This window comes from Hyphomicrobium sp. (assembly GCF_009026145.1).
Taxonomy (GTDB): Bacteria; Pseudomonadota; Alphaproteobacteria; order Rhizobiales; family Hyphomicrobiaceae; genus Hyphomicrobium_A.
Window position 1 is genome coordinate 56,291 of record NZ_WBUE01000019.1, and the last position, 19,944, is coordinate 76,234.

General features: G+C 60.1%; 18 protein-coding genes. 3 read left to right on the forward strand and 15 right to left on the reverse strand.

The window, feature by feature from the left end; genetic code table 11:
- Positions 1-14 precede the first annotated feature (14 nt).
- From F9K20_RS14470 to F9K20_RS14530, 13 genes are all read right to left on the reverse strand, one after another.
- Positions 15-818, reverse strand: a complete 804-nt coding sequence (locus F9K20_RS14470; protein WP_291003138.1) for a DNA-formamidopyrimidine glycosylase family protein — start codon at positions 816-818, stop codon at positions 15-17.
- Between the two features lie 115 nt (positions 819-933).
- Positions 934-1,404 carry a hypothetical protein gene (locus tag F9K20_RS14475; RefSeq protein ID WP_291003141.1) on the reverse strand — a complete coding sequence of 157 codons (471 nt, stop codon included), beginning with the start codon at positions 1,402-1,404 and terminating at the stop codon, positions 934-936.
- A gap of 321 nt (positions 1,405-1,725) precedes the next feature.
- Positions 1,726-2,274 carry a formaldehyde-activating enzyme gene (locus tag F9K20_RS14480; protein WP_291003144.1) on the reverse strand — a complete coding sequence of 183 codons (549 nt, stop codon included), beginning with the start codon at positions 2,272-2,274 and terminating at the stop codon, positions 1,726-1,728.
- A 50-nt stretch (positions 2,275-2,324) separates the two neighbouring features.
- Positions 2,325-2,909 (reverse strand): sarcosine oxidase subunit gamma, encoded by a 585-nt coding sequence (locus F9K20_RS14485; protein ID WP_291003147.1) that lies wholly within the window; start codon positions 2,907-2,909, stop codon positions 2,325-2,327.
- On the reverse strand, positions 2,902-5,889 hold the full coding sequence (locus tag F9K20_RS14490; RefSeq protein ID WP_291003149.1) for a sarcosine oxidase subunit alpha family protein: 2,988 nt from the start codon (positions 5,887-5,889) through the stop codon (positions 2,902-2,904). The genes F9K20_RS14485 and F9K20_RS14490 overlap by 8 nt, the downstream gene beginning before the upstream one ends.
- Complete coding sequence (locus tag F9K20_RS14495) at positions 5,889-6,185, reverse strand: sarcosine oxidase subunit delta (RefSeq protein ID WP_291003152.1); 297 nt, start codon at positions 6,183-6,185, stop codon at positions 5,889-5,891. Before F9K20_RS14495 ends, F9K20_RS14490 begins: the two co-directional genes overlap by 1 nt.
- 26 nt (positions 6,186-6,211) lie before the next feature.
- Positions 6,212-7,471, reverse strand: a complete 1,260-nt coding sequence (locus tag F9K20_RS14500) for a sarcosine oxidase subunit beta family protein (RefSeq protein WP_291003155.1) — start codon at positions 7,469-7,471, stop codon at positions 6,212-6,214.
- Between the two features lie 206 nt (positions 7,472-7,677).
- Entirely contained in the window at positions 7,678-8,103 is a 426-nt protein-coding gene (locus tag F9K20_RS14505; protein ID WP_291003157.1) for a hypothetical protein, read from the reverse strand.
- Between the two features lie 12 nt (positions 8,104-8,115).
- Positions 8,116-9,501, reverse strand: coding sequence for an FMN-binding glutamate synthase family protein (locus F9K20_RS14510; protein ID WP_291003160.1), 1,386 nt, complete (start codon positions 9,499-9,501; stop codon positions 8,116-8,118).
- A gap of 14 nt (positions 9,502-9,515) precedes the next feature.
- Positions 9,516-10,358, reverse strand: coding sequence for a GXGXG motif-containing protein (locus tag F9K20_RS14515; RefSeq protein WP_291003163.1), 843 nt, complete (start codon positions 10,356-10,358; stop codon positions 9,516-9,518).
- Positions 10,346-11,320, reverse strand: coding sequence for a class II glutamine amidotransferase (locus F9K20_RS14520; protein WP_291003166.1), 975 nt, complete (start codon positions 11,318-11,320; stop codon positions 10,346-10,348). The genes F9K20_RS14515 and F9K20_RS14520 overlap by 13 nt, the downstream gene beginning before the upstream one ends.
- A gap of 62 nt (positions 11,321-11,382) precedes the next feature.
- Entirely contained in the window at positions 11,383-12,897 is a 1,515-nt protein-coding gene (locus F9K20_RS14525; protein WP_291003169.1) for a glutamine synthetase family protein, read from the reverse strand.
- Between the two features lie 75 nt (positions 12,898-12,972).
- On the reverse strand, positions 12,973-14,319 hold the full coding sequence (locus F9K20_RS14530; protein ID WP_291003172.1) for an FAD-binding oxidoreductase: 1,347 nt from the start codon (positions 14,317-14,319) through the stop codon (positions 12,973-12,975).
- Between the two features lie 171 nt (positions 14,320-14,490).
- On the opposite strand from F9K20_RS14530, the gene F9K20_RS21345 reads away from it, so the two are divergent.
- Together F9K20_RS21345 and F9K20_RS14535 are read left to right on the forward strand one after the other, a co-directional pair.
- The gene (locus F9K20_RS21345; RefSeq protein ID WP_367238335.1) at positions 14,491-14,982 is read left to right on the forward strand and encodes a FadR/GntR family transcriptional regulator; all 492 of its coding nucleotides are present in this window, start codon (positions 14,491-14,493) and stop codon (positions 14,980-14,982) included.
- Positions 14,909-15,211: an FCD domain-containing protein gene (locus F9K20_RS14535; RefSeq protein ID WP_291003175.1), complete on the forward strand. Its 303-nt coding sequence runs from the start codon at positions 14,909-14,911 to the stop codon at positions 15,209-15,211. Before F9K20_RS21345 ends, F9K20_RS14535 begins: the two co-directional genes overlap by 74 nt.
- Before the next feature lie 541 nt (positions 15,212-15,752).
- Here the strand turns inward: F9K20_RS14535 and F9K20_RS14540 are convergent.
- On the reverse strand, positions 15,753-16,481 hold the full coding sequence (locus tag F9K20_RS14540; protein WP_291003178.1) for a tetratricopeptide repeat protein: 729 nt from the start codon (positions 16,479-16,481) through the stop codon (positions 15,753-15,755).
- Between the two features lie 1,219 nt (positions 16,482-17,700).
- Here F9K20_RS14540 and F9K20_RS14545 point away from each other — a divergent pair.
- The gene (locus F9K20_RS14545) at positions 17,701-18,933 is read left to right on the forward strand and encodes an ABC transporter substrate-binding protein (RefSeq protein ID WP_291003195.1); all 1,233 of its coding nucleotides are present in this window, start codon (positions 17,701-17,703) and stop codon (positions 18,931-18,933) included.
- Positions 18,934-18,946: 13 nt separating this feature from the next.
- Here F9K20_RS14545 and F9K20_RS14550 read toward each other — a convergent pair whose 3' ends face one another.
- The gene (locus tag F9K20_RS14550) at positions 18,947-19,711 is read right to left on the reverse strand and encodes a FadR/GntR family transcriptional regulator (protein WP_291003181.1); all 765 of its coding nucleotides are present in this window, start codon (positions 19,709-19,711) and stop codon (positions 18,947-18,949) included.
- Positions 19,712-19,944 lie beyond the last annotated feature (233 nt).

Below are 19,944 nucleotides of genomic sequence, written 5' to 3' on the forward strand. Positions count from 1 at the left end.
ATGGTCACCGCTCATCAGCACTTCTGACACCGCGGGCAGCAATAAGCAGTGCGGCCGCCGATCTTGAAAACCTTCAGGACTGATCGACAGTGGGGACAACGCCCTCCCTTCCTTCGCTCGGGAAGGAGGGATCCCTCGGGCAATCGGTCGATGAAGTGCTCCGAGCCGGCGCCGCGGGCAACCGCCGTTCTTAGGACCTTGCGCATCACCGAGAACAGATGTTTGAGCTGGCTTGGCGCGAGCTTGTCCGTCCGCTCAGCTGGATTAATGCGAGCCCGGAACAGGATCTCATCTGAGTAGATATTCCCGATGCCGGCGATGACTTTTTGATCCATCAATAGCGCTTTCACATCACGTTTGCTGCCGAACACGGCAGCCCTGAATGCGTCGAAATCGAAGCGCCGATCGAGTGCATCCGGCCCCAGATTCTCACCCGCGACAAAGTCGGCTGCATCTTCGACCAGATCGACACGTCCAATCATTCTCTTGTTGATATAGACAAGGGAGCCATCGTCAGAGAAATCGATGCGCACGCGCGTGAAGGGCGGCTCGTTGTCGGGCTTCCGCAGGAATTGAAGCGCGCCAGTCATGCCGAAATGCAAGGTCAGCCAGCCGCCCCGATCAACATGGGCCATAAGGTGCTTCCCGTGACGCCGGGCTTCGATGAGCTTGCTGCCGTTAAGGCGAGAGATAAATGCCCGGGCGGGGAGCTTGCCGAGGATGCGCGCATCATTCACCACGACCTGATCTATCGTCTTGCCCAAGGCACTCTTTGCGAGGACGCGCTTGAAGCCTTCAACGTCGGGCAATTCAGGCATCTCAGCGTCCTTCGTTTGGTGGTCCGAGGAGCTGGCTTTACGATAAGCGCCGTCTGGGCGCCTGCTGGCCGGCGGGCTCATGCGCGGCCGGACTACCCTGGTCCACGCTGCTATTTTATGTGCTCGCCGTTCGGTTGGGGCCGTGACGATCTTGTTCGATGCTGCTGACGAGCGCGTTAAGACGGACTTCGGCCGCATCGTCGTCTACCGCCGCAACGACATTCGCGATGCCGCGTTCCGGCCGGATGAATTCGTCGTAAAACCTGCCGAGGTCGATCTGCCCCTCTCCTTCGACCAGCGGCCCCTTTTCCGACAGGCGGGGCCCGGCTTCATCCTCGATCTCCACGGTCAGAAGCCAGCCTTCCTTGGCGTGAGCGGGCGCGATTTCGAGCGTCGCGATCGTGTCGACTTCGCTCAGATCTTCGCGCTCCTCGTCGCCGAGGCGAAGTTCTCTGCGGGCCGGAATGTCCCGCACCGCGGATGCACACTGGGCAACAATCCTGAAGCGCGACGGCGCCACCCGGTGCTCCTGGATGATCCAGCGAACGACCTGACCAGGATCGATGTCGAGGGGATAGGTGCGCATTTGCAGCACTCCAAAGCGGAACGGTTTCGAGCTGTGCAATGTCGCTGTCCTTGGCCTGCTTAGATAAGCGTGGGCAGATCGGCGTAAGTTGATTTGTGTCAAAGAGGCCAAGTGGCTCGAAGGACTCGCAGATCCCGTCTTCGCGCCGCTGGGCGTTGCCCGGATGCAGGTGCGTCCGGCGCATTACGGCTGGGTCGTCGAATACCCCAATAGGACCGGCGGCCGTAGGTCCTTCCACTGCAATGGCTGGCGCGCAACAACGGGGCGATGATCCGTTTGGGAGACCAACCGCCTGACGTTCGAGACTCTTGATTACTCTCTTCAGATCTCGCCTTTGAGAGCCTTCTCGAAGTACTTGTGAATGACTTTCTCTTGGTGCTTGAGAAGCCAGTCGATCGAGGGTTGGTTCGACATCGCCTTGTGAATTGCCCGTGTGGTTGCCTCGCGATGAATCTTGAACAAGAGCCTGTGGTCGAGCCCGTCAATGTTCGCCACCATGGGATTGAGCCACACCGAGACGATCAACCCAATATCGTCAACTTTGTCGCGCGGGATGTCGCCGAGGCGTACTGCATCGAGGACACCCATGGCCGTTGCATACTGCACCGTGCCCATGAGGATGTTGGTATAGCGCTCGTTGTCGACCGTCACCTTGCTCACGCACAGCGTCGGCGGGCGGACCATGACATCCGTATTGAGCAGCGCCAGTACGCGGCTGTGGCCCTTCACTTGGTTGCCGAGCAGGTTGGCGAACGTGGCGCCGAATGGTCCATCCATCTCGCCAATGGCAACTTCAGGCTCGGCTGCGGTGCCTGGCGGTCCGCCGGCGACGAGCGCTTCTCCGACACGTACGCCAATCTTCTCGCTCATCTGCTCACCCCATTCTGGCTGGCGAGGGTCGCTCGCCTTCGACTCTGTTGTCAGCCGGCCGCCGCTGCGGCTGCCCTTGCTGAATCGAGCAGCCAATGCGTGAAGCTGTCGGCGAAGCTGCGGAACATCGCTATTTCGAAGGTTGGAGCATCATCCAGTCTCCAGATGACGATGCCGATGTGGCTGGCATGGGTTACGGCGGCGCTGTTGACGCCGAACACGCGGGGATGCAGATCGATGGGCACACCCTTGGCCAAGACCTCTGTCGCCATCGGGCCCGCGACGCGGACGATGACGCGGCCGTCGGACTGATCGACCACAGAGGCGAGACCTGTCAGACGCGACTTCAGCTCGAGTTCAAGATCCCGCCCGTTTGCGCCCTCGGCGAGGGCGAGCCACTGGTCGGGGCCGGTCCAGACGAAGGCGACGCCACGTCCTTCGACGCGCCCCGGCCGCCGCGGCAGCTCAACGGCATAGGCCTCGCGGATGGTCGCACATACTGCCTGCACGTTGCCCTTCGCTGCCGCGAAGCTGGCCTTGGTGAGGTCCTCACGCACCTCAATCGCTAGGCCCGCCGTCGATACAGGCTCGAGCTGCGAGAATGCGGAGCAGGAGTGCAGAGAGCCATCAGCCACGGACGCGCACTCCTTCTGGATCAACGAACACGGGACTGACGACTTCAACCAGCGTATCGCCGCCGCGCAGCGGATCGTAGGCGCGGACGATCTCGCCGATACGCTTAGGCCCGTGCTTCAAAAGCCCGAGACCGACCCAGTGTCCGTTCGACGGCGAATACGCGACCGATGTCATGTACCCCTCGTCATTAGCAGCCGTTGCCTTGGCCCCTCGTGCAAGGAAGTGCGCGCCTGCGCGCAACCGCGCCGAGCGCTTGATGGGGCGGAAGCCGATGAGCGCCGGGCGATCCGGATCGAGAAGTCCGGGCCGAGCGGCGAGGACGCGTCCTACGAAGTCTTTTTTCGTCGACACCATGCCGCCGAGGCCGAGGTCGTGCGGGGTCGTCGTTCCGTTCAGCTCTGGGCCGCTGATGTGGCCCTTCTCGATGCGCATTACGCCCAAGGCCTCGGTGCCATAAGCACAGGCGCCGAACTCGCGGCCGGCTTCCCAAAGGCGCCGCATGAGGGCATCGCCGTAACGTGCCGGAACACCGATCTCGTAGGCTCGCTCGCCCGAGAAGGAGAGGCGGAAAAGACGAGCCTTGACACCGCCACAGACCGTGACGCCGCCGACCTGCAGATATGGAAAGCCGGCGTCGGAAATGTCGAACGCCGGGTCGACGACCTTTTGCAGTAGCGCGCGCGACTTCGGCCCCGCTACGGCATACTGCGCCCATTGCTCGGTGGCCGAGATCATCTGCACGTCGAGCTCCGGCCACAGCCATTGGTGACAGTACTCCATGTGCTGGAGGACCTTCACCGCGTTGGCCGTCGTCGTCGTGATGAAGTAGTGGTGCTCGCCGAAACGGGCGATCGTGCCGTCGTCGAAGAAGATGCCATCCTCGCGCAGCATGCCGCCGTAGCGCGCCTTGCCTACGGCCAGGGTCTTGAGGCCGTTCATGTAGATTCGGTCGAGGAAGACGGCGGCGTCTGCTCCCTGCAGATCGATCTTGCCCAAGGTTGACACGTCGCAGATACCGACGGCGCTGCGCACGGTGTTGACCTCACGCGCGACCGTCTCCAGCCAGTCGCGCTCGCCGGCGCGCGGGAAGTAGCTCGGACGCAACCACAGCCCGGCCTCGACGAACATGGCGCCCTGTTCCTTCGCCCACCGGTAGGACGGCGGCAGCCGCGTCGGCTTGAAGCTCTTGCCTCGGTGGTGGCCAGCAAGCGCACCTACAGCAACGGGGACGTAAGGTGGACGCGCCAATGTAATGCCCGGTATCGTGCGGCCAGTGATTTCGGCCATAATGGCCAAGGCGTTGACGTTCGCCGTGCGGCCCTGGTCCGTAGCCATGCCGAGCGTGGTGTAGCGCTTCATATGTTCTACCGCGCGGAATCCCTCGCGCTCGGCAAGCTCGATGTCCTTGTCTGTGACGTCGTTCTGCTGATCGACGAAGGCCTTGCCCGCCGGGCTCTTTACGCGCCAAAGCGGTGTAATGTCCTCGCTCTCGCCGACGGCTAAGGGCGGTTGGACTGCGACGGGCTCGGACCCACTCGCAGCGCCGGCGGCGGAACCTGCCGCGGCGCCTCCAGAGAGGGTCTTGGGCAACGAGAAGTCGCCTGCGACGGCCCCGGCGAGCGACATGCCGGAGGGGAGCGTACCAGCCAGAAAGCAATGGTGTCTCTCGTTCCATTGGGGCTTGGAGCCCAGATGCGTCGATAGCTGGATGTTTGGATTCCATCCCCCGGAGACAGCAATAAGATCGCAGTCGAGGCGTAATTCAGCGCCGCTTTGCGTCCGCACAATTGCGCTGCGCACACGCTTTCTGCCCAGAGCCTTGGTGATGACGGTACCCGTTATGAGCTTGGTGCCGACGCTGCTGGCGAGGCGGGCAACCGTCTCGGAGGGCTTGGGTCGTGAATCGACGACTGCCACAACCTCTGCACCCGCGCGAGCGAGGTCGGTGATAGTGCTCGCGCCGTAGTCGTTGTTGGTGAAGACGATGACCCGTTGTCCCGGAACGACGCCGTACCTGTTGATATAGCTGCGAACGGCGCCCGCAAGCATGACGCCGGGGCGGTCATTGTTGCCGAACACGATGGGACGTTCCGTTGCACCGCTGGCAAGCACGACGTGCTTTGCAACGATACGCCATATACGCTGCCGCGGAAGTCCGCCGGGAGCAACCGCAAGGTGATCGCTGACGCGTTCGACGGCACCATATGTTCCGCCGTCATAGGTGCCGAACACGCTCGTTCGCCGCAAGACACGAACATTGCCATTCCTTGTCAGCTCATCCTCAACCGAACGCACCCAATCGTGCGCGGTTTTGCCGTCAATCATCGCTGCATCATCGATGGCACGCCCTCCGAGCGCGGCGTGCTCATCGGCGAGGATCACCCTCGCGCCCGAGCCAGCCGCGGCCAAGGCTGACATGAGGCCGGCCGGTCCCCCGCCAATCACGAGCACATCCGTGTGTACCGTCATTTTCTCATAGCTGTCGGGGTCTGCACCATCCGCGGCACGGCCAAGCCCGGCTGCCCGGCGGATGGCAGGTTCATAGACCCTCTCCCAAAGCGCCGAGGGCCACATAAAGGTCTTGTAGTAGAAGCCCGCTACGAAGATCGGCGCTAGAGCGGAATTGAGGCTCAGGACGTCGAAGTTGAGCGATGGCCAGCGGTTCTGGCTCGTCGCTTCGAGCCCATCAAATAGCTCGGCCATGGTCGCTTTGGTGTTCGGCTCGCGGTAGGCGCCCGAGCGAAGCTCGACAAGGGCGTTCGGCTCCTCTGATCCGGCGCTGAATATCCCCCGCGGGCGGTGATACTTGAACGAGCGGCCGGTGAGGATGACGCCGTTCGCGAGCAGGGCGGACGCGACCGTATCGCCGAAATGGCCGCTATAGGTCACCCCGTCGAAGGTGAACTGAATGGTGCGCTGGCGATCGATGATCCCGCCCTCGGCGAGGCGCTGGGGCTGTGTGCTTGCCGACCGTGCCATCAGGCTGTGTCCTTCATCGCGGGACTAGCGCCGAGGGCGACGTCCTTCGCCGGCTCGATGGAGGCGATGGCGTGCGTACTGACATCGCGCGTCAACACCAGCCAGGCGTGGCAGCCGGCGGCATGGTACCAGAGCTCACGATGCTGGCCGGGGGGATTGGTGCGCTCGTAGACATAGCTCACGAAGTCGGCGATGGCGGTTGGATTCGAGGTGTCCGGTCTACGAACCGTGGCGTCGCCCGAATAGAGGTACTCGTCGAGGCTCCGCTCGCCGCAATAAGGGCACGCTATGCGCATGATCGATGATCTCCCGTGGCGAATGCTCAGTGAAGGTTGGGATGCGGCCCCATACCCTTCTCGTCGATGGCATGGCCGGTCGCGAAGCGGTCGAGGCGATAGGGGGCGGCGGCTTCGTGCGGCGCATCGCGGGCCAGAAGGTGTGCGAAACACAAGCCCGACGCAGGCGTGGCCTTGAAGCCGCCATAGCACCAGCCGGCATTGAGATAGAGGCCCGGGATCGGCGTGCGATCGATGATCGGGCTGCCGTCCATCGACATGTCCATGATGCCGCCCCAGTGCCTCAGCACGCGAACGCGGCCGATGCGTGGCATCAGCGCCATGCCGCCCTCGCACACGTCCTCGACAACAGGCAGGTTGCCGCGCTGCGCGTAGGTATTGTAGCCATCAATGTCGCCGCCGAAGACGAGGCCGCCCTTGTCCGATTGGCTGATGTAGAAGTGGCCCGCACCGAAGGTGACGACGCAATCGATGAACGGCTTGATGGATTCGGTCACGAACGCCTGGAGGACATGGCTTTCAATTGGCAGGCGCAACCCGGCCATCGCGGCGACGCGCGAGGAGCTGCCTGCAACGGCCAAGCCGACCTTGCGCGCGCCGATCGGTCCGCGCGTCGTGTCGACACCGACGATCTTTCCTCCTTCGAACCTGAAGCCTTTCACCTCGCAGTTTTGGACGATATCGACGCCGAGCCGATCGGCCGCACGCGCGTAACCCCACGCCACGGCATCATGGCGCACGGTGCCGCCGCGCCGCTGCAGCAGGCCGCCGCGGATAGGGAAACGGCCGTTCCCGAAATCGAGGAACGGCACCATCTTGCGCACTGCATCCTGGTCGAGCAGCTCCGCATCGACACCGTGCAGCCGCATTGCATTGCCGCGGCGGGCAAAGGCATCCCGCTGGCCGTCGGAGTGATAGAGATTGAGCACGCCGCGTTGGCTCACCATGGCATTGTAGTTGAGCTCCTGCTCGAGCTTCTCCCACATTTGCAGGGCAAGCTCGTAGAAGGGGATGTTCCCCGGGAGCATGTAGTTCGAGCGGACGATGGTGGTGTTGCGCCCGACGTTGCCGCCGCCAATCCAGCCCTTCTCGAGCACCGCAATACGGTCCACACCGAATACCTTCGTGAGATAAAGGGCCGTTGCCAGTCCGTGACCGCCGCCACCAACAATGATGACGTCGTATTCTGCCTTGGGGTCCGCATCGCGCCACGCGGGCTTCCAGCCGGTGTGGCCGCGCAGCGCCTCGCGCAGGACGGAAAATATGGAATAGCGATCGCTGGCCATGACTATGGATCCCGCTGTCTAGCACCTGATTGCCGGGTAGGCGCGCCGTTACCATCTGGGATACGCCGCGACCTTAACGAGCTCGCGCGCCAAGTGTTGCGCTCCGTCTCGCGCAAGCGCGTCGTTCACCCCCCGCTCAACACGCATTCCAGCAGGCGGAGCCGTTGGCTCGGCGTGGACGAACCAACGGCTTCGTCACCCCCCACCTAGAACTTCGCGTAGGCCTTGCGAAGGTCGACGAGCGGATGCTTCTCACTCATCTGGAACTTGATGAGCAACTCACGCGCTATCATGTCGCGATCCTGCTGGTTGTCGGGCAATTTTACGCCGGCCGGCACCTGCACCCATCCGTTGACGTTGCGGTCGAACACCGCCGGACGGCCCTCTTCGTATCCCATGTGAACGTCTTCGAGCCAATTGAGGTCGGACCACCCCATGGTCTCGATGTAGCGCTTCAGGAACGGCGTGAGCCTTTTGTAATCAGGGACAAGGTTCACGTCATAGCGATAGCCGATATGCTGTCCAATCAGCTTCTCGCGCTCGGTGTCGACGCCATCGCCTTTGATGAAGTGGTCGATATCGGACGGCTGGTGAGGCACTGCGACGGGCTTTCCTGGCTTGATGTCTGCCATTTGTGTAACTCCTTAGTAGCGGCTCATGTCAGGTCGGCCGACGGTGTGTTGCGTTCCCGCCAAAGGCACCATGGCCATGGCAGAAGCTTCCATGGTGAGGGCTGCGAGATCCTCTGGCTCCAGCGAGTGGATGTTGGTCTTGCCACAGGCGCGCGCCATCATCTGGCACTCCATAGTGAGCGTGTGCAGGAAGTTATAGACACGCTCGGCAGCCATGTCGGGATCGAGACGCTTGCGCAGGATCGGATCCTGTGTGGCGACCCCAACTGGGCAGCGCCCGGTGTGGCAGTGGTAGCAGTAACCGGGAGGAACACCGACCTCGGTTTCGTAATCGGCTTCGGGGATCGCCTTGTTGCAGTTGAGCGCTATGAGGACCGAATGGCCGATTGCAACTGCGTCCGCGCCAAGAGCCAGGGCCTTTGCGATGTCGGAACCGTTACGGATGCCGCCGGCGTACACCAGCGAGATTTGGCCCGACATGCCGACGTCGTTCAACGCCTTACGCGCCTGACGGATGGCGGCGATGCCAGGAACGCCCGTGTCCTCTGTCGCCAAGTGAGGGCCTGCACCGGTACTGCCTTCCATGCCGTCAATGTAAATCACATCCGGCCCGGTCTTGGCCGCCATACGCACGTCGTCGTAGACGCGCGCCGCACCGAGCTTCAACTGGATTGGTATCTCGTGGTTCGTCGCCTCGCGAACCTCCTGGATCTTAAGGGCCAGATCGTCGGGTCCCAGCCAGTCGGGATGACGCGCCGGCGAGCGCTGATCGATACCGGCAGGCAGCGAGCGCATCTCGGCCACCTGGTCGGTGACCTTCTGGCCCATGAGGTGGCCGCCGAGGCCGACCTTGCACCCTTGACCGATGAAGAACTCAACGCCATCAGCCAAGCGCAAGTGGTGGGGGTTAAAGCCGTAGCGACTCTGGATGCACTGGTAGTACCACTTGCTGGAGTAGCGGCGTTCGTCGGGGATCATGCCGCCTTCACCGGAGCACGTCGCCGATCCCGCCATCGTGGCACCACGGGCAAGCGCGATCTTCGCCTCATAGGAGAGCGCGCCGAAGCTCATGCCAGTGACATATACGGGAATGTCTAGCACCATCGGCCGCTTGGCACGCGGGCCAAGCACTGTCTTGGTGATGCACTTCTCGCGATAGCCCTCAATGACGAAGCGCGTCAGCGTGCCGGGAAGGAAAGTCAGGTCGTCCCAATGCGGAATTTTCTTGAACAAAGAGAACCCGCGCATGCGGTAGCGACCGAGCTCCGCCTTGATGTGGATGTCGTCGATAACCTCCGGCGTGAAGATCCGGCTGTGGCCAAGCAGCTGCTTATTGCGGGCACCCGGATCGAAAGCCTCCGGATCGCGGGCCTTTGCTGGCGCTGGTTTTGCACTCATGGGTCGTATTCCTCCTAAAGCACCAGTTTCTTTTCGGTTGGCTCCAGAGTGTCGTAATTCCAGAGCTGCTTACCTGAGACGATCTTCGTCATTTTACGAAGGTCTTTCGGCGGATCGATCTCGTACATCGCGAGCTTGCGCGAGAGCCAATCGACATCGAGGTCGGTCATTTCGGCCTCAATGGCGTCAACTCCGAGACTGGCGATCTTGCCGCCAACGTAAATGGTGCCGTCGTACATGCTATCGCCCAAGTTGGCGCCGGCATCGCCCAGCACAACCATGCGACCGCGCTGCATCATGAAGCCGGAAAAGGCACCTGTGCGGCCACCAACGATGATGGAGCCGCCCTTCTGGTCGATACCGGTCCTAGCGCCGACATCACCTTTGCAGACGAGGTCGCCGCCGCGCAGAGCAGCTCCAAAGCAGGAACCAGCGTTCTTTTCGACGACGACCGTGCCGGCGAGCATGTTCTCGGCGCATGACCAACCGACGCGGCCCTTGATCGTGACGTTGGGGCCGTCGAGCAAGCCGCATCCAAAATAGCCGAGCGAGCCTTCGTAATAGATCCTCGCGCGGTTCAGTAATCCGACCCCAATCGAGTGCTTGGCGCCCGGGTTCTTGACGACGATGGTGCCGTTGCCATGGCTCATCAATTCTCGGATCTTGAGGTTGATGTCGTGCGTATCCATGCTCGCGGCATCGAACTCGGCGCGCTTATTGAAATCGACCTCGTATGCCCACGGATAGGTGAATCGGTCCTCGGCTTTCGTGCTGACGTCGAAGAAGCGCTGCTGCGTGCGGCCGAGCAGCACTTCACTGTGCATACCCTGGCCTTCGAGGCTTGCTAGTTTTGCCATACGCGGACGTCTCCTTCATAAGGGTCGAATGTTTCGATTTCGTCGGGGAAGATTGATCGGATGGCAACTTCCTCGCTCGCCAGTGCGACGAGTTCCTTGCCTTCGTAGAGAACCATGGGCTTGGCGGCCATCGTATCCTTGGCCATGCCGAGGCTGTCGGAGGTGGCCACAAGATAGGTGAATACGCCATCGAGTTCTTCGATCGAACGGCGCATGGCGTCTTCGAGCGTGTCGCCCTGATTCATGCGATCGGCGAGGTAGACGGCGATCAGCTCACTGTCGCAGTTCGACATGAAGCGGGAACCTCGGCGCTCTAGTTCGCGCCGGTTGTTCCAGTAGTTGGTGAGCTGGCCGTTGTGCACGACGGAGACATCGTTGAACGGGTACGCCCAGTACGGATGCGCCGAGCGAATGTCGACATCTGATTCAGTCGCCATGCGTGTATGGCCGAGGGCGTGTGTGCCGTGGAAAGCTTTTAGCTTGTACTGATCGGAGACCGTCTTCGCATCGCCCAAGTCCTTCACCAACTCGAGCGCATTTCCGATCGAAAGCAGCTCGACACCTTCAATCTCCTCGAGGTTGTCGACAAGCTTCTTAAGCTCGCCACTGTACTCGAAGACATACTTGAAAGCGTAGTCCGTGGCTTCCTTCGCCTCGGCTGGTTTGACATTGAGGTGCCGAAGGCGGTGATCGACCTCGGCGCGGCGCTCGTTGATTTGCTCTCTGATCTTGAAGCCGTGGCGCAGGTCATCCTGCTCGGCCACCTTGAAACGCATCACGTATCGGTTTGCACCTTTGGTCTCTCCGTAAAGGGCATAGCCGGTCGAATCGGGCCCTCGATGCTTGAGTGATTGAAGCATCGCCGTCATTTCTTTGCCGATATCCCCGCCGCGTCCTCTATGCAGCAGGCCTGCAATTCCACACATTCTGCGATCTCCTACCGGGTTCTCTCTCAGCTTCATCGTCGAGTGCCTGCCAATTCCGCCGTACGTACGGTCCGAAGGGATTGGCGGCACCTTAGACATCACGGCAGACAGTCGAGGTACCGTTCCACATCCCACTCGGTGACGGTGGCGTTGAAGCGGGCCCATTCGTCGCCTTTGTAGTGGGTGAAGACCTTGTACATCTCGTCGGGCAAGGCCTTCTTGATGACCTCGTCCTCATCGAGCCGCTCGAGCGCCTGACCCAGCGTCAGCGGCAATTTCTTCACGGCTTTGCCCTCCTTCATCGCCTCGTAGATGTTGCGACTCTCCGGCTCCCCCGGATCCAGCTTGCGGCTTAGGCCATCATCGAAGGCCATCAGCAGCGCAGAGGCGAGAAGGTAGGGATTGACCATGCTGTCGACGGCCCGGTACTCGAAGCGTCCCGGCGCCGATACACGCAGGCCGCAGGTGCGGTTCTGGTAGCCCCAGTCAGCATAGACGGGCGCCCAAAAGCCTTGATCCCAGAGCCGGCGGTAAGAGTTCACCGTCGAGCAACCGATCGCCGTGAGCGCAGGTAAGTGATCAATCACCCCGCCGATGCAATGAAGGCCAATGGGACCCGGCTTTTTGGGATGAGCGCGAGAATCCGGCATGAAGTGGTTCGTGCCACCACTTCTATATGTAAACACCTCGGGCATGCCGGGTAGCTGTTCATTGCCCAGCGGATTGACTTCGTCGTCACCGGCGCTCCACAAAGAAACATTAGTGTGGCAACCGTTGGCGGCAACTCCCATGAAGGGTTTCGTCATGAAGCAGGCGATGAGATTGAACTCACGCGCCACCTGGGCGCATATTTGGCGATAAGTTGCCAACCGATCAGCGGTGCGCAAAGCATCGTCAAAGGCGAAGTTCAACTCGAGCTGTCCGGGCGCGTCCTCATGATCCCCCTGGATCATGTCGAGACCCATTTGACCAGCGTATTCGATCACCCGCATCGATACGGGACGCAGACTTTCGAACTGGTCGATATGGTAACAGTAGGGCTTGGAGAATCCACCGTCTGGCTTTCCAAGCTCATCCTTCTTCAACCACATCATTTCGGGTTCGCAACCCATGCGCAGATGCATCTTATGCTTCTTCTGGAATTCTCCATGATGAATGCGCAAGTTACCCCGGCAGTCGGATGAAAGGTGCCCGCCGCCATTGGCGTCCTCTTCGCGATTGCGGAAACAGGTGCAGAAGACACGCGCTACTCGCTTGTCCCAGGGAAGCTGCAGGAACGTCTCCGGGTCGGGGATCCCGATCAACTCGGAGGCTTCCGGGCCGTACCCGATGTACTGACCATGGCGGTCAATGAAGAGATTCGCTGTCGCGCCGTAAACGAGCTGAAAGCCCTTTTCGGCCGCGCGTTCCCAATGACTGGCGGGGATGCCCTTGCCGACGATCCTGCCGGTCACGGAAATGAACTGATAGTAGATATATTTAATGCCGAGCTTGTCGATCTTCTCTCGCACTTGTCGGACAAGATCGCTGCGGCCGGGTGCGTTTACGTGTCGGTCCAGTTCGCTCGCAACGAAGGAACTCACTGGCTTTTCGACTTCGGTGGTCCTGAACATAAAATCCTCTCCAACTTGACGTTTCCTCGTGTTTTTTGTTGTCGTGTCTCTACTCTTTCTAAGCGGAGTCGAACTTCAGCTCCACGGATAAGGACTGTTGGATACCGGGTGCAGTTCCCCTCTTACGTATCGATCAAATCGGAACGGCTCCAGGAGTCGATTGGTGGTGCCGGTCAATTCAGTGGCTACCAACTCTCCGACGCCGATCATTTTGTAACCATGATTGCTGTCGGCGATTACGTAGACATTCTCACAAAACCGATCGAAGATCGGGAAGTTGTCTGGCGTGAAGCAGCCGATGCCACCAGAGGGCTCGTCGCGATACTTACCGCTTTGACCAACAAAGCGGGCCTGACAATGTGCGAGCGCCGAACACCACATGCGCCGAAAATCCTCGCCGACTATGAAGTCCGGACTCGCGGGACCATAGGGATCGACGGCAACTTTGTCTGGGTCTGTATTGATCTTGAGCGGCATAGCCCCGCCCTGCACGCCGCCAAAATAGAAGTCGGGCTTGTAGTAGATGCCCCACAATTTGTCGGTGATCAGCGAGCCATCGATATCTGAATAGAGGGGCGCATCTGTATCGACGTGGATAACGGGTGGCATGTTGCCGTCATTGGTCTTCTGGCGCCTCGGGTCGACGCCAAGCGTACCCTCCTGCAGGGACCAGAACGTCCACATCTGCACATCGTCGTGCAGCTTTCCGTCGCGACCCTTAATCGATATGGAATTCGGCAAGTACAGCATGTCCCAGATCTGCTTGATCCATGGACCGGCGCCGACAACGACCTGCTCGCAACGCACCTTGCCTTTGTCCGTCACGACGGTGCGCACTGCGCTTGAGGAGCCGTTGCTGCGCTCGAAGCCAGTAACCTTTACCCCCGTTTCAATGCGCACGCCTTCCGATCGGGCCAGCCTAGCGAGGCCCTCCACGCTTCGCATGTTGTTGGCATAGCCGCCCTTCTTTTCATGCAGAACAGAGGTGATGTTTTGGGCCTGCCAATCGCCGAACAGGCCCTTCATGTAGGCGTCGCAATCCTTCGCGCCCTCAACAAATACGGACGGATAGGCAATTGCCTTCTCCTGCTCGTAAATCGTACCAACCTGCTCATGCATGCATTCTGGGCTGATCTGCATGTAGCCGACAGAGTGGTAGCTGAGCACCGCCGTATGACGTTCCCAGACGGAAACGCTGTGCGCCATCAGTTCACGCATGGCCGGCTGGTAGTAATTGTTGCGCACCACGCCGCAGGCGATACCAGATGCTCCAGAGCCGATGTGCCCTTTGTCGAGTACCAGGACGTCCGCCCCTGACCCCCGACTCTGCTCGCGCAACCGCTTCGCCAAGTGATAGGCGGTGCTGAGGCCGTGAACCCCGCCACCAATAACCACGAATGTCACTCCATCCGGCAACGGCATTGCCATCCCCACTGAGCCACAAGAGACCAGATAACCAAGTAACCCCGTACCGAGTCCTTCCTAGCACGCCTCCAATAATGTGCCAAATTAATAAATTGGTATACGAGTGGTATGCATCCGTTGGCTAACGCTCATAGGACTGGCGCCAGTAAGCACGCTATTATGGGCGCTATGAGCAGCAAAACTTCACGCTTGAAGCCCCAGCATGCGTCTCTGGCGCGAGGCGGGCGATCTATCGCTCGCGAGCTACAGGCGGCCATAAAGGGCGGCATTTTCGCGCATCGAGAGCGACTTCCGACAGAACGGCAACTCGCCGTCGCTTATCGGACTTCGCGGACGACTATCCGAAAGGCACTGCTGCTTCTCGAAGAGGAAGAACTCATAGAGCGCCGACCAGGTAGCGGCACGTACGCTAGCTTTGAAGCAACGAAAATTGGCCAGGATATCGCCGAACAAACTAGCCCACTTGAGCTAATCGAAGTCCGCGCCGCGATCGAGCCGCAAGTCGTTCGGATGGCGGTCTTACACGCCAGTAAGCGCGAACTTGAGAGATTGCGGGTGCTACTTAACGGACTCCTTGAAGCCGAGCGTGATCGCGATTCTGTGCGCTATTCGCAAGCGGACGAGCAGTTTCACCTGGCCCTCGGCATCATCCACCGCTAATCCCCTTCTCGTCCGGCTCTACCAGGAGATCAACGCCATCAGGGTACACGCGCTCTGGGCCCATATGCGTAATAAGATCGTCAATGCGGAAAATATGCGCGCCTACAATCAGCAGCACGCGGCCATACTGCGGGCGATCCAAGCGCGCGATGCTGCGCTAGCTGCCGAGACTATGACGCAACACATAGAGAAGGCTCGCAACGACCTGATCGGCGCGCATAGTTCCTGACGCGACGAGACGGGGTTGCCGCCGGTTCCGAATAGCGAAGCGCGCCGAGGCTGCCTGTTGGCGCGAGAAGCGATCATGGCCCTTGGTACCGGCAGTCGCGCGCCCTAGGCGACGCAACAGCCGCCGACTTCCTGCACGCTGTGGTGAAATGCGTCATCCTTGATCGTGGTCCGCGGCCCAGCATTGGACAACCTGACGCTCATGCCGGTCTCGGCAGCGCCTTGTGATGGTCGGCGAGGTATTGCTGGCCTACATGTGGTTCGATATGGTATTATATTGGTACATGATTGCTGGCGCTTGACGTTTCCTCCGCTGCCCGCGCTCCCGGCAAGGCAGCGCAACTAGAGCCCGTGCCTTAGAGGTACGGGCTCTTTTTTCTCATCGAGTTCAATGCTCAGTGGGCGGCCTAGTTGCACGCGAGCACACTTCGCGGCAGAACCCAAAGTCGCTGGACGGCAAGGCCAGTCGCCAAAGCGCACGGGTGGAAAGCTGCGCGGAGAGAGCGCGACCAACCAGCGGGCACAGCGTCGGGCCTGGGCGGTCACATAAAGTCACGCCCGTGGACCAGCGCTGTCAGATATGCTGCTGCAAGCAGCCGCCGCTGGTCACACAACTCAGACGGCCGCTCGCTGGTCCAAACCGCGAGCCTCGTCTTCGCGGTCTCGCAGAGACATCGCGGCGCCTCAGCGTCATGCCCATCGGCATCGCAACGACGACCAAGTGATTCCAATCGCGCCGAGAAGACCTGAAGCATCGTGGCAAATTGCGGATCGGTCGCGCCGCAAGAGGTGCGCCGCAATCGGATACTCTCCTCAATGAGCTCATCAGCTTCACGGTCCAAGTTGAGATGGTATTTGACGAGTGCCAGATTGAATTTTGTTAGCGCAATCGAGCCCCTCAGGAGGTCCTTGTTGCGGGACCTCCTGAATGCCTGATAGCTTGCCATGTGGCGTTGCTCCATGCGCAGATGAAAGACCGAGCTGCGAGCCGCGACTGACATTTCCATGGTGTCAATCCAGGCAAGCCCACTTGCCCAAAGCGCGACCGCATCCTCGAATGCCGCGCGCGCATCCGGCATTTGTCCGGCTGTGAACAACGTGATTCCGAAATTGCTCGCGCTTGCTGCGCGACGCGGGTCACCGGCCGGGAGGTCTGCGGCAAGCTCGCGAGCGCGATCCCAGAGATGGCAGGCCTCACGCCACCGCACGGTTTCGTAGGCTTCACACGCAGCGGCGCTCAAAGCCTCCCACTTCCATTCGGACGTGACCATCGTGCCTCGCCTTATTCGCATGCACCTCTGAACCACAATATACCATCGGTCCAGTGCGCGACGCTGCCGTACAGCCATATTTTCAACGATCAGATTTAGACGAGAAGTTTTAGATTTGTGCCCGAGTGGCCTGCTGTGGCGCGCAAGTAGTCTATATGAGGTGGATCGATCGCGGGCTGGCCGGGCGCAATGTAGCCGCGAGACAGGGGATCATGCACACAAGGGAGGAACCAGTGTCGAACAACTTGCTGTCACATAAGATCAGTCGCCGCCGCTTTCTGCAGACAACTGCGACGCGGCGCTCTCGCTGAGTTCGGGGGAATATCCGGCGCGGCCCACGCTGCCGAGAAGGTTGTGAGAATCGGGTTCCTGGCCCCATTGACCGGTGCAGTCGCCGCTTGGGGCAAGCCTGGACTTGATGGCTGCAAGATCTGGGCTGACTGGACCAATGCGGCAGGGGCATCAAGGTTGGAGAGGATAAGTATAGAGTTGAGTTCGTCGCGTACGACGAGGAGCGTGACGCCGGCAAGGCGCGTACCGGCGCGACCAAGCTGATCAAAGAAGACGGCGTCAGGTTCATTATGATGCTTGGCGCGACCCGTGGCCAGGCGTGCAGCAGATCGCGGCCAAGGAGGGAATGCTGGTTTCGACGCTGCTTCCGAGCGATCTCACGCCCCAGGTGGCGATAACCGGTGCCAATCATATCAGGTCACTCCTTGGCAACTTGAGAGCGCCCAACTTAGGAGCTGCGCTATCTTCCACAGCTTTGCCGATTGGATCGATCACCGATCTCCGATGCTCTTGCGGCCGCCGGCATATCTGGGTATGCGGTCGCGTCGATGGCCGGGTTGCGTGACGCCCGGTTGGTCGATGGGTGGGCACAGCGGCGTCGGAAGCCGGGCGCGTCGCATCGCCAAGAAGCGATCGCGTTCAAGGTGATCCCGGCGCGGACCTAGCCGCGATGTGAGCCTGGTGCCCAGGTTCGGAGTTTGAGAAGGGCTTGGCGTCTCTGCCGCGGCCAGAGTAGCATCGCTCGCAGGTACTGGGTGCAGCTGACATGCGACGGGACCTCAGCCCAAGAGAACCGACCATGGAGTGGTTTGATCCGCGAAAGAGGCCGCACTCTGTTGCGTTCTCAATCGAATGCAAGAAAGGCATCTGGCGCGAATAAATGGCTCTTAAAACAAGGAGTCCCGTGTCGTCGGCTCTTTCATTGGCGATGCCGCGATTGACCATTGACACGAAGAAGGAGCTGAAGATTGGGTTTCTTGCTCCGCTATCTGGGAAATTGAAAGCCTGGGCGGAACCCGGATACCATGGTTGCGTCATCTGGAAGGATCGAGTGAATGCCAACGGCGGCGTGCGCGTCGGCAACTGGCGATATCTCGTTGACATCGTCGCCTTCGACACAGAATTCAAGCCGGAAATCGCGCTTAAGGGTGCCCGGAAGCTCGTTCTCGAGGATGGAGTCAGGCTCCTGACAATGCTGGGTGGAAATGACTTCACTAGGCCAGTGCGGGACTTCGTAAATCAGCAGAGGATGCTTGTAACTACCCTCCTCCCAAGTGATCTTTCCCCGGATGCGCCAACGCTTATCGCGCCGAGCGAAGTGCACCCGATCTACAACGTTACAGGCGTTGATTGGTTGAAACGTCATCAGCCACAAATAAAGACGGTCGCGATGTGTGCCCAGGATGATGCCCTTGGACTGCCTTCCATCGCCACGTACCGGGCTGCATTCGAGGCTGCCGGTATAGAGCTTGTTGCCGAGCATTTGTTTGCGGCGGAGACATCCGATTTTTCGCACATCGTTGAAAAGCTCATGGAGCAGAGCCCGGATCTACTGTGCTGGGATACAGCCTACGAGCCATTTGTCCATGCTCTAACGGAGGAAGCTTTCAAACGAGGTTTCAAAGGTTGGCTTCTCTCGTGCACGTGCGATGACTATCGGGAGTTGGTGACCAAGACGAGCATGGAGTTTATGGGGAGGTTTGTATTTCAGTTTCCCGACTTTGATGACCCGAAGCTCAACGACCCGAGGGTCAATTTCGTTGAGCCGAACTCGTTTTATAACGAATTTTGTTCGCGCTTTCCCGGCACGTGGAGCGCCGTCTCGTGGGAGTACGCCTCATCACTCGAACTCTGGAAGTCGGCGGTGGAGCGTGCTTGCACGTTCGAACCGCTCACAGTGCTTGCGATGATGAAGCTCGGCGGGGAAGGAAAACATGCATTCGGCGATGCGATTTGGTGGGGACGCGAGCTATTTGGCATCGACAACGCACTCGTCGGAGATTGGCCGGTCGTCACAATACAGGACGGACGGGCGAGAATTGTCGAGTTTGGATCCATCACAAAGTGGTGGTCTGCTCATAGCGCGCTTTTGATTAAGCACATGCGGGAACTTCACCTCATGTGGGACCAGCGCGAGGAGCTTCTGGCTAACGGGCGGTGAAGGAGGCCGGTTGCTACGGCGAGTAGATCATGTCCTCCTGCGTCGACGCGATGAGGAGCTTCATAAATTCGACAGCGCCTTCGATGTCGCGGCTGGCGAGTGCCTTGTACAACGACCGCAGCTTCTTCTGGCCCTCGAGGATACGCTCTGGCGAAAGAGTCTGTATACGCGTTGCACACCAGTGAGGCTGTCGGCGAACCTCGTTCACGATGCCATACATGGTGACAAACAAAGGGATGTGAGTTCCTTCGGCAATCGTCATCAAGAACTGCTTCTCGAGATGCGCGAACCTTTCGGCGTCTGCAACGATCCCCTCAATTTCCTCGAGCAGCTTGCGCAAGACGGCGAGCTCCCGTGCGGACAAATTCAATGTCGCGAGTCGCACCATTTCAGGTTCCAAGATTGAGCAGATCACGCTCATTTCGAAGGGCGAGGCTGTTTCTGCTATCGTGCTGACATCCAGTAGGTGCGTAACGGCGCTCCTTGCGTCTTGCGCGGCCGCCGTTCTGCGGAAGGTGACGAAGGTTCCGCTATTTGGGCGCCGGGCAACGATGCCATAGGACTCCAAGAACTCGAGTGCTTGGCGGATCGTCGTGCGTGTTACATTCAACTCGCCGGCGAGCTCCCGCTCCGCTTCGATGCGTGTGCCGTAGGAGTACTCACTAGCGATCTTCGCAAAGAGCTTGGCCGCCGTCGCCTTCACCTTCTCCTTTACGAACGGTTGGTTTAGAGCGTCGCCTTCCCATGGTGGTTGGGGAATGCTGACCGTGTCCGACATTGCTGCTTGGAACCTTTGTTGAGCTTCTATTCTCAAATGCGCGTTGCTGCACTTGGTTCGACAATTTCGGCCTTGGGCTACATCTGCTCGACATAGGCGCCCCCAGCGTTGCCCCTGCTAAGCGATGTGCTGCGCGTGTTGTTGCCTCTAGACATCCACGCCCCGCCCAATCGCACGCCTGGCCCAGCAAGGGACGCTGAGACGGTCGGCATGACCACACATACTTGTAGCAA

Excerpts from the sequence above, each read along its gene's own strand:
- F9K20_RS14490 (WP_291003149.1), bottom strand. The coding sequence starts at position 5,889 with ATGGCACGGTCGGCAAGCACACAGCCCCAGCGCCTCGCCGAGGGCGGG.
- F9K20_RS21345 (WP_367238335.1), top strand. The coding sequence starts at position 14,491 with ATGAGCAGCAAAACTTCACGCTTGAAGCCCCAGCATGCGTCTCTGGCG.
- F9K20_RS14495 (WP_291003152.1), bottom strand. The coding sequence starts at position 6,185 with ATGCGCATAGCGTGCCCTTATTGCGGCGAGCGGAGCCTCGACGAGTAC.
- F9K20_RS14480 (WP_291003144.1), bottom strand. The coding sequence starts at position 2,274 with ATGAGCGAGAAGATTGGCGTACGTGTCGGAGAAGCGCTCGTCGCCGGC.
- F9K20_RS14510 (WP_291003160.1), bottom strand. The coding sequence starts at position 9,501 with ATGAGTGCAAAACCAGCGCCAGCAAAGGCCCGCGATCCGGAGGCTTTC.
- F9K20_RS14500 (WP_291003155.1), bottom strand. The coding sequence starts at position 7,471 with ATGGCCAGCGATCGCTATTCCATATTTTCCGTCCTGCGCGAGGCGCTG.
- F9K20_RS14515 (WP_291003163.1), bottom strand. The coding sequence starts at position 10,358 with ATGGCAAAACTAGCAAGCCTCGAAGGCCAGGGTATGCACAGTGAAGTG.
- F9K20_RS14520 (WP_291003166.1), bottom strand. The coding sequence starts at position 11,320 with ATGAAGCTGAGAGAGAACCCGGTAGGAGATCGCAGAATGTGTGGAATT.
- F9K20_RS14475 (WP_291003141.1), bottom strand. The coding sequence starts at position 1,404 with ATGCGCACCTATCCCCTCGACATCGATCCTGGTCAGGTCGTTCGCTGG.
- F9K20_RS14545 (WP_291003195.1), top strand. The coding sequence starts at position 17,701 with ATGCCGCGATTGACCATTGACACGAAGAAGGAGCTGAAGATTGGGTTT.
- F9K20_RS14505 (WP_291003157.1), bottom strand. The coding sequence starts at position 8,103 with ATGGCAGACATCAAGCCAGGAAAGCCCGTCGCAGTGCCTCACCAGCCG.
- F9K20_RS14470 (WP_291003138.1), bottom strand. The coding sequence starts at position 818 with ATGCCTGAATTGCCCGACGTTGAAGGCTTCAAGCGCGTCCTCGCAAAG.
- F9K20_RS14530 (WP_291003172.1), bottom strand. The coding sequence starts at position 14,319 with ATGCCGTTGCCGGATGGAGTGACATTCGTGGTTATTGGTGGCGGGGTT.
- F9K20_RS14525 (WP_291003169.1), bottom strand. The coding sequence starts at position 12,897 with ATGTTCAGGACCACCGAAGTCGAAAAGCCAGTGAGTTCCTTCGTTGCG.
- F9K20_RS14550 (WP_291003181.1), bottom strand. The coding sequence starts at position 19,711 with ATGTCGGACACGGTCAGCATTCCCCAACCACCATGGGAAGGCGACGCT.
- F9K20_RS14540 (WP_291003178.1), bottom strand. The coding sequence starts at position 16,481 with ATGGTCACGTCCGAATGGAAGTGGGAGGCTTTGAGCGCCGCTGCGTGT.